We start from the raw sequence: 14,635 nt of genomic DNA, 5'->3' as shown, positions 1-14,635 counted from the left end.
GATCATGGCTGCTAAAGAAGTTAAGTTCGGCGATGCCGCCCGCTCCAAGATGCTCAAAGGCGTCAACGTCCTGGCTGACGCGGTAAAAGCGACCCTGGGCCCGAAAGGCCGTAACGTGATCCTCGAGAAGAGCTTCGGCGCTCCGACCATCACCAAGGACGGCGTTTCCGTCGCCAAAGAAATCGAACTCGAAGACCGTTTCGAAAACATGGGCGCGCAGCTGGTCAAAGACGTTGCCTCCCGTGCCAACGATGACGCTGGTGACGGTACTACCACCGCTACCGTTCTGGCTCAGTCGATCGTCAACGAAGGCCTGAAAGCCGTCGCTGCCGGCATGAACCCGATGGACCTGAAGCGCGGTATCGACAAAGCGACCATCGCGATCGTCAAAGAGCTGAAAGCCCTGTCCAAGCCATGCGCTGACACCAAGGCTATCGCTCAGGTAGGCACCATCTCCGCCAACTCCGACAACTCCATCGGCGACATCATTGCCGAAGCCATGGAAAAAGTCGGTAAAGAAGGCGTGATCACCGTTGAAGAAGGCTCGGGCCTGGAAAACGAACTGTCGGTTGTAGAAGGCATGCAGTTCGACCGTGGCTACCTGTCCCCGTACTTCGTCAACAAGCCGGACACCATGGTTGCCGAGCTCGACGGCCCGCTGATCCTGCTGGTCGACAAAAAGATCTCGAACATCCGCGAAATGCTGCCAGTGCTGGAAGCCGTTGCCAAAGCCGGCCGCCCACTGCTGATCGTTGCCGAAGACGTTGAAGGCGAAGCCCTGGCGACTCTGGTAGTGAACAACATGCGTGGCATCGTCAAGGTTGCAGCCGTCAAGGCTCCAGGCTTCGGCGACCGTCGCAAGGCCATGCTGCAGGACATCGCCGTTCTGACCGGCGGTACCGTCATCTCCGAAGAGATCGGCCTGAGCCTGGAAAGCACCACTCTGGAGCACCTGGGTAACGCCAAGCGCGTCACCCTGTCCAAGGAAAACACCATCATCGTTGACGGTGCTGGCGTTGAAGCCGACATCCAGGCGCGTATCGCTCAGATCCGTGCTCAGGTTGCCGAAACTTCCTCGGACTACGACCGTGAAAAACTGCAAGAGCGTCTGGCCAAGCTGTCCGGCGGCGTTGCAGTGATCAAGGTTGGCGCTGGTTCCGAAGTTGAAATGAAAGAGAAGAAAGCCCGCGTTGAAGACGCCCTGCACGCTACCCGTGCAGCCGTTGAAGAAGGCGTGGTACCTGGCGGCGGCGTTGCGCTGATCCGTGCTCTGGAAGCCCTGACCGAACTGACCGGCGACAACGCTGACCAGAACGTCGGTATCGCTGTGCTGCGTCGCGCTGTTGAAGCGCCGCTGCGTCAGATCGCTGCCAACTCCGGCGACGAGCCAAGCGTAGTCGTCAACGAAGTGAAGAACGGCAAAGGTAACTTCGGTTACAACGCTGCTTCCGGCGAATACGGCGACATGATCGAAATGGGTATCCTGGACCCAACCAAGGTAACCCGTTCTGCTCTGCAAGCTGCAGCCTCGATCGGCGGTCTGATCCTGACCACCGAAGCTGCTGTTGCTGATGCGCCGAAGAAAGACGGCGGTGCTGGCGGCGGTATGCCAGACATGGGCGGCATGGGTGGCATGGGCGGCATGATGTAAGCCAGCCTTACCCCGAAACGAAAAACCCCGCCTGCGATGAGCAGGCGGGGTTTTTTATTGCCCGGATATCAGGCTTCACACCGTCCCCTGTGGGAGCGAGCCTGCTCGCGAAAGCAATCCAGCGATCACTACAGCTGTGACGCATACACAGCATTCGCGAGCAGGCTCGCTCCCACATTGGGATCTGTATTTCCTGTGATAACCGGTTGCGCAAAAAAAAGCCCCGGTGCATCAGCCCGGGGCGTTTCTATTGACGGTTACTGTTCGCTGACCTGGACAGTGCTGTCCTTCGCCGGCTTCCAGCTCAACAGCTGCTGTTTGAAGCCATAACTGGCGGTCTGGTAATAGGTGATCGCCCGGCTGACCAGCGGGTCGTCGCTGGTGACACGCGATTCACGGCTTTCGGTCAGCGCATCGTCATGCCGACGCAAGCCCTGGCGCGGACTGAGGATCGCCAGATCCTTGCCATCGAACAAGCCCAGGTGCTGGTAGTTGCCGACGACCACGCGCGGTGGCAGCGGGTTGTCCTGCAACAGGTTGCGACCGAAGAACGTCGAGGTGTAGTCCAGATTCAGCAAGCCCAGCAGTGTCGGGGCGAGGTCGATCTGGCTGGCCAGTTGCGCGCTCTCGCGTGCTTCAATCATTTTCGGCGCGTAGATGAACAGCGGGATCTGATAGTTGGCGATCGGCAAGTCTTCTTTACCGGCGCTGCCAGCGGTGTGGTCGGCGACGAAGATGAAGATCGTGTTGTCGAACCACGGTTTCTGCCGCGCCTGCTCAAGGAACTGACCAATCGCGTAGTCGGTGTACTTCACCGCACCATCACGGCCATTGCCGGATTTGATATCGATCCGGTTGTCCGGGTAGGTGTAAGGCCGGTGGTTGGAGGTGGTCATCAATTGCAACAGGAACGGTTGCTGTTTGGCGTAATCGGCATCCGCCAGCTTCAGGGTCTGGCGATACAGATCCTCGTCGGCCATGCCCCAGGCGTTCTTGAAGTGAATCTCGGCTTCATCGACGCTGCTCTGGTCGACGACGCGATAGCCGTTGCCGCTGAAGAACGCGTTCATGTTGTCGAAGTAACCGCGTCCGCCATAGACAAACACGCTGTCGTAACCCACGGCGCTCAATTGTTGGCCAAGGCTGGCGAAACCGCTTTCACGGCCGATGCGCTTGACGATCGAGCGACCCGGCGTCGGCGGGATGGCCAGGGTGATGGCTTCCAGGCCACGGTCGGTGCGGGTGCCGGTGGCGTAGAAGTTGTTGAAGTACAGACTCTGTTTGCGCAAGGCGTCGAGATTCGGCGTCAGGTTGCGACCGTCACCGTTGCTGCCCAGGTACTTGGCGCTCAGGCTTTCGATGGTCACCAGCACGATGTTCGGTTTGCGCGCGGTGCCGGGGTTGTCGATCACCCGGCGGATGTCCTGCGGGTCCTGGCCGATGAAACGAGCATTGCTTTCACTCAGTTCGGCGCGGATCTGGCTGGCGACTTTTTCCGCTGGCAGGCTCTTGTAGAACTGGGTGTAGTCCAGTTCATTGTTACGGAACGCGGCGAAGAACTGATAGGGGCCGTTGCTGGCCAGTTCGTTCTGGTAAGCGTTGCCGCCCTGAGCGCGGGGTGCGTCCTGGCTGAGCAGTTGCAGGCTCAAACCGGCAACGATCAACAGGCCCAATGCATTGAGCAGACGCGCGCGCAGCGGTGGCAGCGGGGCATTCATGGCCGCATTGAACGGCTTGCGCAGCGCAACGCTGATCCCCACGGCCAGCACGGCGAGCAGGCTCAACAGTTTGCCGATCGGGTAGGACTCGAGGACGTTGTTCAGCACTTCGTCGGAATACACCAGGTAATCGACGGCGATGAAGTTGAAGCGCACGCCGAACTCGTCCCAGAACAGCCATTCGGCCACCGCCACGAACAACATCGCGAACAGGCTGATGGTCAGCAGGACCCGCAGGAACCCGCGATGCCCGCGACGCCGCCACAGGCCCGGTGGGCAGAGCAGCAGGTACAGGCCCATCGGCAGCGCCGCGTAAGCCAGGAACCCCAGGTCATAGAGCGCGCCGATGCCGAACACGGAGAGGGCGAAGCCACCGGCTTCATCCAGGTGAGTCAGCAGCAAGACCGCTCGGGTGAGGAGAAAAATGACCAGCCAGGCGCCGGTGATAAGCAGCAGAAAGCGCATGGGCGCTGTCTTGAAAGAGTCCATTGTCTCGTTTTCCTTATATCAATGGCGCGCGAGTGTCGCGGCGCCACTGTAATCAGGTTGTGAATCGATAGTGAAAACTTTGTTAAATATTTAATTTGCCTGGGCAAATGGAATTGCACGCTTGCCGGCCCTAGCCCTGAACCGGCGTTGGCCTTAAGCTGCGCGGGCCATGACGGCCGTTACTGTGTACGGAGGAAATGCCAATGCGAATTCTATTGGTCGAAGACAACCGCGATATCCTGGCCAACCTGGCCGATTACCTGGGGCTCAAAGGCTATACCGTCGATTGCGCCCAGGACGGCTTGTCGGGCCTGCATCTGGCCGCCACCGAGCATTACGACCTGATCGTGCTCGACATCATGCTGCCCGGGATCGACGGCTACACCCTGTGCAAGCGCCTGCGTGAAGATGCCCGGCGCGACACGCCAGTGATCATGCTCACCGCCCGCGATCAACTGGACGACCGCTTGCAGGGTTTCAAATCCGGGGCCGACGATTACCTGGTCAAGCCGTTTGCACTGTCCGAACTGGCGGCACGGGTCGAAGCGGTGATGCGTCGCACCCAGGGCGGTGGCCGTCGTGCGCTGCAGGTCGGCGACCTGACTTATGACCTCGACACGCTGGAAGTGACCCGCGAGGGCAAGCTGCTCAAGCTCAACCCGGTCGGCTTGAAACTGCTGGCGGTATTGATGCAGAAAAGTCCGCACGTCCTGCGCCGGGAAATTCTCGAAGAAGCACTGTGGGGCGATGACTGCCCGGACAGCGACAGCTTGCGCAGCCACGTCCACCAATTGCGCCAGGTGATCGACAAGCCATTCGCCAAACCGCTGCTGCAAACCGTGCACGGTGTGGGTTACCGCCTGGCCGAGGGGCGTGATGGAGTTTAAGCAAAGCCTTTCCCAGCGGATCATCATCGCCTTTGCGCTGATGAGTGCGCTGGTGGCCGGGGCCTTCGCCATGGGCATTGTGGCGACGGTGCACCTGGTGGAGGAAAAACTGATTTCGGCGGGGCTGGGCGGCGACCTGCAGCGCCTGTTGCTGATGGACAACGTGTCGGACTGGAGTCATCGCCCGGAACCGGATCAACTGTTCTACTTCAGCGGCGGCCCGGGTGATTTCGAGCTGCCCAAAGACCTGCGTCACCTCGATGCGGGTTTCCACGAAGTGTTCCGCGAACAGCTGTCGTATCACGCGATGGTCGAGATCGTCGACGGTCGCCGCTATGTGCTGCTGCAGGATCAAAGCGATTTCGAGGAGCGCGAACGCGTGCTGTTCGCCGTGGTGCTGGTGGGCTTCGTGCTCAGTCTGGCGCTGGCCGTGTTCCTCGGCTGGGTGTTGGCGCGCAAGGTCATGGCGCCGGTGGTGCGACTGGCCCGGCAAGTACGGCACCGCGATCAACTGCTCGGTCTGGCGCCACCGCTGGCACCGGATTATGCCGCTGACGAAGTCGGCGAGCTGGCGGTGGCATTCGATGCCACGCTCGGGCGTCTGCGCCAGGCGCTGACTCGCGAGCGACTGTTCACCAGCGACGTCAGTCATGAACTTCGAACACCGCTGATGGTGCTGGCCAGCTCCTGCGAGTTACTCCTCGAGAACCCGGGACTGGATCAACGCGGTCGGGCCCAGGTCGAACGCATCGCCCGGGCCAGCGAAGAAATGCGCGAGCTGGTGCAGACGTTCCTGATGCTCGCTCGCGCCCAGCGTGAAGATGCCGGTTCAGCGCCGCAGCAGAACCTCGGCCAAGTGGCTGACGGCCTGCTGAACGTCTGGCGTGAACCGATCGAGTCCAAAGGGCTGCAGCTGATGTTCGAGCCAGGCAATCCGCCGGACACCCGCTTCAATGCCACGCTACTCGGCGCCGTCATGGGCAATCTGCTGCGCAACGCCTGCCACTACACCGAACAGGGATTCATTCGCCTGACACTCAACGACAACGGGTTTGTCGTCGAAGACTCGGGAGTCGGTATTCCCGAAGAAAAACGTGAAGCCATGTTCCAGCCCTTTGTTCGCGGCAATGAAAAACGCGGCGAGGGTCTCGGGCTGGGGTTATCGCTGGTGCAGCGGATCTGTGAGAACCAGGGCTGGGAGGTGACGTTGAGCACCATGGAACCCAATGGTTGCCGCTTTGAAGTCACGCTGGGACTGCGTTGAACCACAGACCAAAGCGGCCGTGCCCTGAGTGCTGACCTTTGATGACGCCTTCGCGGGCAGGCTCGCTCCCACAGCAATAGACGCTACACCGTGGGGCGCGAGCCTGCTCGCGAAGGGCATTGAACGGCGAAATTGAACCATCAGTGCCCCCCAGAATCAGTTAATGGCCCCGCGCTATTGCTTTCTCCGTGTAAAAACCTGTAATAGTTTGTTGGTTTACCTGACGTATTTTTCACAAAGGGACGACCTGACGCTGACATGCCACTACCTATGGTAGGGGTATCAGTAATTCAGGAGCCCTGATGATGAGCAGACCGATCAAGCTCGATTTTTCCGAAAAGTATGATGACCAGCATGCACAAAAATATTTGCGCAAGCATCAGGACGGCCTCGGTCGTCGGTTGTCTCACTGGCGGGACGAGCAGTTGGCTCGCAAGGCGCTGACGCTGGCCGGCGAGCCGGGGCTGGTCCTGGACCTGCCTTGCGGCGCAGGACGCTTCTGGCCGTTGCTGGCAGAGAAGCCCAACCGGGTGATCATTGGCGCGGACAATTCCGAATCGATGATCAAGACCGCGATGCAGTCGCAACCGGCCGATGTGGTGAAACGGGTACAACCTTTGCACACATCTGCGTTCGACATTGCCTTGCCGGATAACGCCGTTGACAGCATTTTCTGCATGCGTTTGCTGCATCACATCGGTGAGGCCGAACATCGGCGGACGATTTTGCGCGAATTCGAGCGTGTCACCCGCGACAGTGTGATTATTTCGTTGTGGGTCGACGGTAATTTCAAGGCCTGGAAACGCAAGCGCGCCGAGCAGCGCCGTGGGCAGGAAGGTTACCAGAACCGGTTTGTGTTACCGGCTGTGACAGTGGAAAAAGAATTCGAAGAAGCAGGTTTTCGCATTCAGGAACAACTGGACTTTATTCCGCTCTATGCCATGTGGCGGGTTTACGTATTACGCAAGAGGTAACAGGATGGCGGTGCAAACAGCAGCAGAAACGGAAGTCGCTCCCCAGGATCGCTTCGACTACTTCTGGAACCAGCGCGGTGAATGGGTGGAAGAACCCAACGTACGCCGTGGTGGTGAAAGTGGTGTGCAACGAGTCATGGGTCGAGACGGCCAGTTACTGTATGCCAAGCGCCAGACCGGACATATCTACCGCAGTTGGCTGCATCCCTTCGGTCGCCCGACGGTGCTGCGCGAACTGGATGCCCTGACCGGCGTCAGCCGACTCGGTGTGCGCGTACCGCAAATCGTGTTCTGCGGCGCCCAGCCCGATCCGCAGCACAAGTGGCGCGCCTTGCTGGTGACCAAGTCGCTGGATGGTTTCGATGAACTGGAAAAGTGGGAAGCCGCTGGTGGTCGCGCGCAATACGGCGAAGCCGTTTATGAACGCGTCCTGAAGGACCTGGCACAAAACCTTGCGCGCATGCACAAGGGCCGTTGGCAGCACAGCTGTATCTACATCAAACACGTGTTTGTACGGGTGACCGGCGAGGGTGATTCGGCCCAGGTCGAGGTGGCATTGATCGATCTGGAGAAATGCCGTCAGCGTCTGACCGCTCATCGCGCGGCCGCCCATGACATGAAGCAATTGCGTCGCCATTCGTCGTTCAGCGACACGGACTGGAAAAAACTCGTCTATTTTTATGAGACGGCGTTTGGCAGCGCTATCAAAGGTTTATAGCGATGAAACTCGAAATTGCACGAGGTTTGTTCTTGGTTGGAGCCTTGGCAGTTGCGTCATTGGCGGTGGCGGCCTGGGAGCAGCCCCGCATGCAGGTGATCGGAGCCACCACCGGCGATGCTCACTGCGCAGTACCACGGGTGGCGAAAGCCTCCGTGGCGACTAAACCTGACCATGATTTGTTGTTGTTCATGTTTGGACTTTCTCAAGGGATGAGGCCACAGAGTTGAACCGATTGAAGCCCACGTAAAAGGCCTCGCAGTTGCGAGGCCTTTTTTATTGCGTGTTTCCAGGGATCACACCATTTCTCTGTGGGAGCGGGCTTGCTCGCGAAAGCGATGTATCAGTAAACAAATTCTTCAACTCACACACCGCCTTCGCGAGCAAGCCCGCAGGGTTATGTGGTTTGTTTGGGATCGGGTTTGGCCAGCAGCGTGTAGATGCACGGCAGCACGAACAGCGTAAACAACGTCCCGATCGACATGCCCGTGGCAATCACCATGCCGATATCAAACCGGCTGACTGCACCCGCACCGGTCGCCAGAATCAACGGCACCATGCCGAACACCATGGCCGCCGTGGTCATCAACACCGGCCGCAGCCGAATCGCCGCCGCTTCCTCGACCGCCTCGCGTGCGGTCAGTCCTTTGTCCTTGCGCAGTTGGTTGGCGAATTCGACGATCAGGATCCCGTGCTTGCTGATCAGCCCGATCAGCGTCACCAGCCCGACCTGGGTATAGATGTTCATGCTCGACCAGCCCAGGAACAGCGGAATCAGCGCCCCGCAGATCGATAACGGCACCGTCACCAGAATCACCAACGGATCGCGGAAGCTTTCGAACTGCGCTGCCAGCACCAGGAAAATGATTGCCAGCGCGAGGGCGAAGGTCACCCACAATGCGCTGCCTTCCTGCACGTATTGGCGTGAGGCGCCGCCATAGTCGAAGGCAAAACCGGCCGGCGCTTCTTCCCGGGCGATCTGCAATACGGTGTCGATTGCCTCGCCCATGCTGACCAGCGGGAATCCAGAGATCTTCGCGGCATTGAGTTGCTGGAACTGGTTGAGCTGACGCGGTCGTGCCCGGTCAGTGACCTTGATCAGGGTAGACAGTGGCAGCAGCTCGCCCTGAGTGTTTTTCACGTAGTAATTGTTCAACCAGCCAGGGTTCTCGCGAAACGGTCGCTCGACCTGGGCAATCACCTTGTAGCTGCGGCCTTCGATGGTGAAACGGTTGATTTCCGCCTCGCCCAGCAATGTCGCCAGGGTGCTGCCCAGATCCAGCATCGACACGCCCATCTGCGCGGCTTTGGCGCGATCGATATCGACCACCACTTCCGGCTTGTCGAACGCCAGGTCAAGGTCGACGAAGGCGAACTTTCCCGACTCCATGGCGCGCTTCTTGATTCGGTCCGCGACTTGCAGCAGCAATTCGTAGTCATTGGCCGTGTTGACCACGAACTCGAACGGCAAACCTTCACCGGTGCCGGGCAGGGAAGGCAGGTTGAAGCCGAAGATCTGCAGGCCCGGGATGGCGCCCAGTTTGCCTTGCACCTCGGGCAGGATCTGCATCTGCGTGCGGCTGCGTTCGTTCCACGGCTTGAGCAGGAAGCCGCCGATGCCCGATTGCACGCCGTTGTAGCCGTTGATCTGGAACGAGGAGTAGTACTCCGGAAACTCCTTGAAGATCTTGATGAACTCGTCGGTGTAGGTGCTCAGGTAATCGAGGTTGGTTGGCTGCGGCGCGTTGGCCATCATGAAAATGATGCCCTGGTCTTCATCAGGCGCCAGTTCCGACTTGGTGAACTTGAGGAACACCGGGATCAGGCACAGCACGATCACCGCAAACACCAGCACCACCGGGCGGGTGTTGAGCGTGCCGTGCAAGACGCTTTGATAGCGGCGCTTGAGGCCATCGAAGATGCGGTCGAGCCGGTGCGCCAGACCGCTGGGGTTTTGCTCGTGGCGCAACAGCAAGGCGCACATCATCGGCGACAGGGTCAGGGCGACGATCCCGGAAATCACCACGGCGCCGGCCAGGGTCAAGGCGAACTCCTTGAATAGCGCGCCGGTCAGTCCGGTGAGGAAGCCGATCGGCGCATACACCGCCGCCAGGGTGATGGTCATCGACACTACCGGCATGGCGATTTCCCGTGCGCCTTCCAGTGCGGCCTCCAGCGGCGTCTTGCCTTCCTCGATGTGGCGATGGATGTTCTCCACCACGACAATCGCATCGTCCACCACCAGCCCGATCGCCAGCACCATCGCCAGCAGGGTCAGCAGGTTGATCGAGTAACCCATCATCTGCATGAAGAACATCACGCCGATCATCGACAGCGGGATGGTCACCACCGGGATCACCACCGAGCGCAATGCGCCGAGGAACAGGAACACCACCACAATCACGATCAGCACCGCCTCGAACAGGGTTTTCACCACTTCGTCGATCGAGGCCTGAATGAACAGGGTGGCGTCGTAGGCAATCTCGCTCTTGAGGTTGGGCGGCAACTGGGCTTCCAGCTCCGGCATCAGCTTGCGCACTTCCCGGATCACGTCCAGCGGGTTGGCCCCGGGTGTGGCCTTGATGCCGATGTACACCGACGGCGTACCGCCGAAGGAACTGATCGAGTCGTAGTTTTCCGCGCCCATCTCGACCCGCGCCACATCGCTGAGCAGCACGCGGCTGTCGCCACTGACCTTGAGCGGAATCGCCGCGAAGGCTTCGGCGGACTTCAGCTCGGTGTTGGCGTTGATGCTGGTGACCACGTACTCGCCTTTCACTTCGCCGGCGGCGGAGAGGAAGTTGTACTGGCGCACCGCGTTGGTCACGTCGCTGGCGCTGAGGCCGAAACCGGCGAGCTTCACCGGGTCGAGCCACAGACGCATGGCGAACACCTGATTGCCGAGAATCTCCGCCTCGGCCATACCCGGCAGCGTCGCCAGTTTCGGCTGGATCACCCGCGACAGGTAGTCGGTGATCTGTGGGTTGCTCAAGTCCTTGCTGAAAAAACTGATGTACATGAGGGCCGAAGCGTCGGCCGATTCCTTGCTCAGCACCGGGTCTTCGGCGTCCTGCGGCAGCTTGTTTTTCACCTCGTTGGCCTTGGCCAGCAGCTCGGTGAACAAACGGTCGGTGTTGGAACCGATGCGCGCGTAGATCGAGATCACCGAGAAGTTCTGACGACTGACCGAGGTCATATAGTCGATGCCCTCGGCGCTCGCCAGGCTCTGCTGCATCGGCTGGGTGATGTAGCCCTGAATGGTCTCGGCGTTGGCCCCGGGGTAGGCGGTGGTCACCGTGATCAGGGCATTTTCCATTTGCGGGTATTGGCGCAGCGGCAGTTTGCTCCAGGCCTGGAAACCCAGCAGCACAATCAGCAGGCTGACCACGGTGGCGAGCACCGGGCGGCGGATGAACGGATCGGTAAAAGCCATGGGGATTCCTTGATCAGTCGGCGCGAGGCGGACTGTTCTGCTCGCCGAGGGTCTTGTCGTCGCTGATGGCAATGTGTGCGCCATTGTCCAGTTTGATCTGGCCGGCGGTCACCACTTGTTCGCCGTTCTGCACGCCCTTGTTGATCATCACCAGGCCATCACGGCGTTCACCGGTCTCGATGAAGCGCCGCTCGGCGATCAACACTGGCTGGCCCTTGTCGTCTTTTACGACGCTGCCGTCCTCGGCTTTCTTTTGCCCGACCACGTACAGCGAGTTGCCGTAGAGGGTGTAGGTGATCGCGCTTTCCGGCACCACGATGTGTTTCTGCGGATCGGGGAGCAACACCTCAAGGCTGGTGAACATGCCGGGCAGCAACTTGCCGTCGGGGTTGGCCAGGGTGGCGCGGACCAGAATGTTGCGCGTGGTGCTCTCGACAATCGGGTTGATCGCGCTGATCGCACCGGGGAAATTCTGCCCGGGATAGGCCGCGACGCCGATCTGCACCGGTTGACCGATGGCCAGTTTCGGCACCGATTGTTCAGGTACGTAAAAGTCGGCGTAGAGGCTGCTCAGATCCTGCAGGGTGGCGATTCGGGTGCCGCTGGCGAGATAGTCGCCGACATCGACCTGACGAATGCCGATGGTGCCGCTGAACGGCGCGACGATGCGTTTTTTTGCCAGTGCAGCATTGAGCTGATTGACCGTGGCCCTGTCCTTTTGCAGGACCGCCGAGAGCCGGTCGTATTCACCTTTGGAAATGGCGCGGCTGTCGATCAACTGGCTGCCACGACCGAAGTCCAGTTGCGCCAGACCCAGGTCGGCCTTGGCGGTTTCCAGCAGGGCGGTTTCGACGGCGCTGTCGAGTTGCAGCAACGGTTGCCCGGCCTTGACCTTCTGCCCGGATTCGAACTTGATGTCGGTGACGGTGCCGGCGACTTCCAGGCTCAGCTCGACGCCTTGCAGCGCCTTGAGCGTGCCGACGGTCGGCAGGCGCATCTGCCACGGCCGTTCGCTGGCGCTGGCCACGGCGACACTGATCGGCGGTTTGGGTTTGGCAAAGCCCTGGATCATGGTGTAGATCGAAAAGGCTTTGTATCCGCCCAATACCAGGACGACCAGCAAGACAACACCCAACATGATCAGCATGCGGCGACGCAGCATATTCCAGTTCCTTGGATAAATCAGGTGAGACAGTCGGGCACATTACTCCGAGTCAGGTGGGGATTCCAACTGCCAGTTTTTACAGGCGAAGGCGCCGACAAATCCGGTGGTGAGGGGCTTGCCCCCTCGCCACAGGTACGGCGTTCTCTCTGGTGGGTCAGGCCATCAAGTGCAGATGGTTGTCCCAGAGCCCCGCCGGCAGATCCAGCGGTTTGGCCAGCAGCTCATCCTGGCGGCAATCGTAGTAACGGCAACGACCCTGACCCGAGGTCACGACAAATCCGTCCTTCACCGCACCGACGCCGGCGCAATCGGGCAGCGGTGCGTCGAGGCGCACTTCGCCACTGTCCAGGTCCCAGATAAAGAACCGGTTGCCGCGTGGCGCGGTCAACGCCACCAGGCGCAGTTCGCTGTGCACGGCGACGCTGGCGGTGTAATGCCCCATCGACTGCAACTGATGATCCGGCACCGGGAACGCCACGAACGGCTGGCCCGGGCGCTTGATTGCGAGCAGCTCCGAGCGCTCGTGAGAAGCCCCCATGAACTGCTGACCGGCGACAATGGTGCCGTCGCTGGCGATCCCCAGATGACGCACGCTGTTCATCTGCTGGGCCAGGGTTTCCTTGCTCAGCAGGGTGCCGTCGCGCTGCATCAGCACCAGGCTCGGCTCCATGGCGTTGAGGTTCATGTCGACGCGGCTTTCCGCCTCGGTACGAATCCCGCCGTTGGCCACCACCAGGGTTTCGCCGTCGGGCATCCACGACACTTGGTGCGGACCGAGGCCATGGGTGGAGATCTCGCCGCTGTGCACCAGCCGCTCGCCTTCGAACCTGTACACCCCGAGCAGGCCGCGCCCCGGATCGCGGGTGTCATTCTCGGTGGCGTACAGGTATTCGCCGTCCTTGTGCACCACCGCGTGGCCGTAGAAATGCCGGTTCGGCTGCGACGTCACGGTTTGCAGCAACGCCCCGTCGCGCAGGTTGATCAGATAGCTTTCGGTGCCCGGGCGGCGGGCAACGAACAGCGCGATCGGCAGCGTCGGGTGGTTGATGATGTCGTGACAACGCTGGCCGACTTCGGTGGCGAACACTCGGGTGCCGTCCAGCCGATAACCGACGGCGTAATGCTTGCCATCGGTGTCGTCGCGCGCCGAGAGCAACAGCGGGCTCTGATCCTTGCGCTTGAACAGCGTCCAGCCGCCCAGAGTCACTGCTCCCAGCAGCACACTACCTAAAGTCAGAGCCTGGCGTCGCAGCATGGCACTTGCCCTCATCAGTCACCGTCGTTGGCGTTGAAGCCCAGTTGAATGCCCAGCGCCTTGGCCAGCTCGCCTTCGTGCAGGCGATGGACAACGTTGAGGCTGTCGTAGAGATCATTGAGCTGCTGGCGACCGGCGTCGTCCTGGAGCATTTCGGTCAGCGAGCGCTGAGTGCTGCCGAACAGTTTCAACGAAGCGGCGTACGCGGCGTCGATCTTGTCTGCCAACGGTTTCTGCTCGGCCGGTAACAGACCACGCAGGCCTTTGTTATCGACGCCTTCCCACACGGTTTTGGCGGCGGCGAGGCTGGCTTCCAGCGCGGTCAGCGACGACTGGCTGCGCCATGCATCAGCCTGGAACGGTTGCGGCACACCCTTGCTCTGGCGGCCCATTGGCGTGCCGAGTTTTTTCTTCAGAGTGTCGAGGGCGGTGACCTGTACACGCAACAGATCGGCGATCGCTTCGTGGGAGTCGGCGTAGCGCTGGTTCGGGAACTTGCTCATTTGCGCAAGCATGCCGTCGGTGGTGTTCCAGCTTTGCAGAATCTCTTCGGCCAGTTGCTTCTGGCGCTCGCCGATGGCGATCAGCAACGGGCAGTATTTGGCTTTCTGTTCGTCATTGGCGACGTCAGGCTTGGCATCGAACAGGATGTATTCGTAAGCCGACAGGCCTTGCACCACCACGCTCGACTTGGCCAGGGCAGCGGCATCGATCTGCGGCTGGGCGACGACCAGTTGCTCGACCTGACGGCCGACGAGGTTTTTCTTGTCCGGCCAGAACTGCACCTGCCACGAACGGTTGCCTTCAGCCAGCGGGCCGATCAGCAACGGTTGCAGCTCGGCCCAGGCTTTCTGCGCGTGCAGGAAGTCGGCGCGGGCGGTCTCCAGGTTTTCTTTGCCCTGGCAGTAGGCGAGGGCGCTGACGGCCAGTTGCTTGTCGGCCTCGACCCAGCGGGTGTAGGTCGGCAGGATCACCGATTTGGCGATGGCCGCCGAGGTGACCGCTTGCGGATCCTGTGGCGAGCAGGCGCCGAGTGCCAATGCGGCAAGGCTGGTGAACAGTAGCTTGGGACGGAACATGT

11 protein-coding genes are annotated in these 14,635 nt (G+C 60.5%); 6 read left to right on the top strand and 5 right to left on the bottom strand.

What is annotated here, in order from left to right:
• Positions 1–4 precede the first annotated feature (4 nt).
• Positions 5–1,651: a chaperonin GroEL gene (gene groL, locus AC0J41_RS20280; RefSeq protein WP_025111690.1), complete on the top strand. Its 1,647-nt coding sequence runs from the start codon at positions 5–7 to the stop codon at positions 1,649–1,651.
• Positions 1,652–1,908: 257 nt separating this feature from the next.
• Here groL and AC0J41_RS20275 read toward each other — a convergent pair whose 3' ends face one another.
• The gene (locus AC0J41_RS20275) at positions 1,909–3,858 is read right to left on the bottom strand and encodes an LTA synthase family protein (RefSeq protein ID WP_473013434.1); all 1,950 of its coding nucleotides are present in this window, start codon (positions 3,856–3,858) and stop codon (positions 1,909–1,911) included.
• A gap of 203 nt (positions 3,859–4,061) precedes the next feature.
• Here AC0J41_RS20275 and AC0J41_RS20270 point away from each other — a divergent pair, with 203 nt between their 5' ends.
• The 5 genes from AC0J41_RS20270 (at position 4,062) to AC0J41_RS20250 (ending at position 7,931) form a co-directional block, all read left to right on the top strand.
• On the top strand, positions 4,062–4,745 hold the full coding sequence (locus AC0J41_RS20270) for a response regulator transcription factor (protein ID WP_025111688.1): 684 nt from the start codon (positions 4,062–4,064) through the stop codon (positions 4,743–4,745).
• Positions 4,735–6,009, top strand: coding sequence for a sensor histidine kinase (locus AC0J41_RS20265; RefSeq protein ID WP_025111687.1), 1,275 nt, complete (start codon positions 4,735–4,737; stop codon positions 6,007–6,009). Before AC0J41_RS20270 ends, AC0J41_RS20265 begins: the two co-directional genes overlap by 11 nt.
• 305 nt (positions 6,010–6,314) lie before the next feature.
• A complete protein-coding gene (locus AC0J41_RS20260) occupies positions 6,315–6,983 on the top strand; it encodes a class I SAM-dependent methyltransferase (RefSeq protein ID WP_025111686.1) in 669 nt (222 codons plus the stop codon).
• A gap of 4 nt (positions 6,984–6,987) precedes the next feature.
• Positions 6,988–7,701, top strand: coding sequence for a lipopolysaccharide kinase InaA family protein (locus AC0J41_RS20255; protein WP_025111685.1), 714 nt, complete (start codon positions 6,988–6,990; stop codon positions 7,699–7,701).
• A 2-nt stretch (positions 7,702–7,703) separates the two neighbouring features.
• The gene (locus AC0J41_RS20250; protein ID WP_025111684.1) at positions 7,704–7,931 is read left to right on the top strand and encodes a hypothetical protein; all 228 of its coding nucleotides are present in this window, start codon (positions 7,704–7,706) and stop codon (positions 7,929–7,931) included.
• A gap of 167 nt (positions 7,932–8,098) precedes the next feature.
• Here AC0J41_RS20250 and AC0J41_RS20245 read toward each other — a convergent pair whose 3' ends face one another.
• The 4 genes from AC0J41_RS20245 to AC0J41_RS20230 form a co-directional block, all read right to left on the bottom strand.
• Positions 8,099–11,134, bottom strand: coding sequence for a multidrug efflux RND transporter permease subunit (locus AC0J41_RS20245; RefSeq protein WP_473013433.1), 3,036 nt, complete (start codon positions 11,132–11,134; stop codon positions 8,099–8,101).
• Positions 11,135–11,147: 13 nt separating this feature from the next.
• Positions 11,148–12,296: an efflux RND transporter periplasmic adaptor subunit gene (locus AC0J41_RS20240; protein WP_473013432.1), complete on the bottom strand. Its 1,149-nt coding sequence runs from the start codon at positions 12,294–12,296 to the stop codon at positions 11,148–11,150.
• 157 nt (positions 12,297–12,453) lie between these two features.
• Complete coding sequence (locus AC0J41_RS20235) at positions 12,454–13,554, bottom strand: DUF1513 domain-containing protein (RefSeq protein ID WP_473013431.1); 1,101 nt, start codon at positions 13,552–13,554, stop codon at positions 12,454–12,456.
• Between the two features lie 14 nt (positions 13,555–13,568).
• Positions 13,569–14,633 carry an imelysin family protein gene (locus tag AC0J41_RS20230; protein ID WP_025111680.1) on the bottom strand — a complete coding sequence of 355 codons (1,065 nt, stop codon included), beginning with the start codon at positions 14,631–14,633 and terminating at the stop codon, positions 13,569–13,571.
• Between the last annotated feature and the right edge of the window lie 2 nt (positions 14,634–14,635).

It is taken from the genome of Pseudomonas sp. Arb-4-2C, assembly GCF_055755015.1.
Note: the sequence above shows the minus strand (reverse complement) of the source record. Positions and strands in the feature narration are given on the sequence as shown.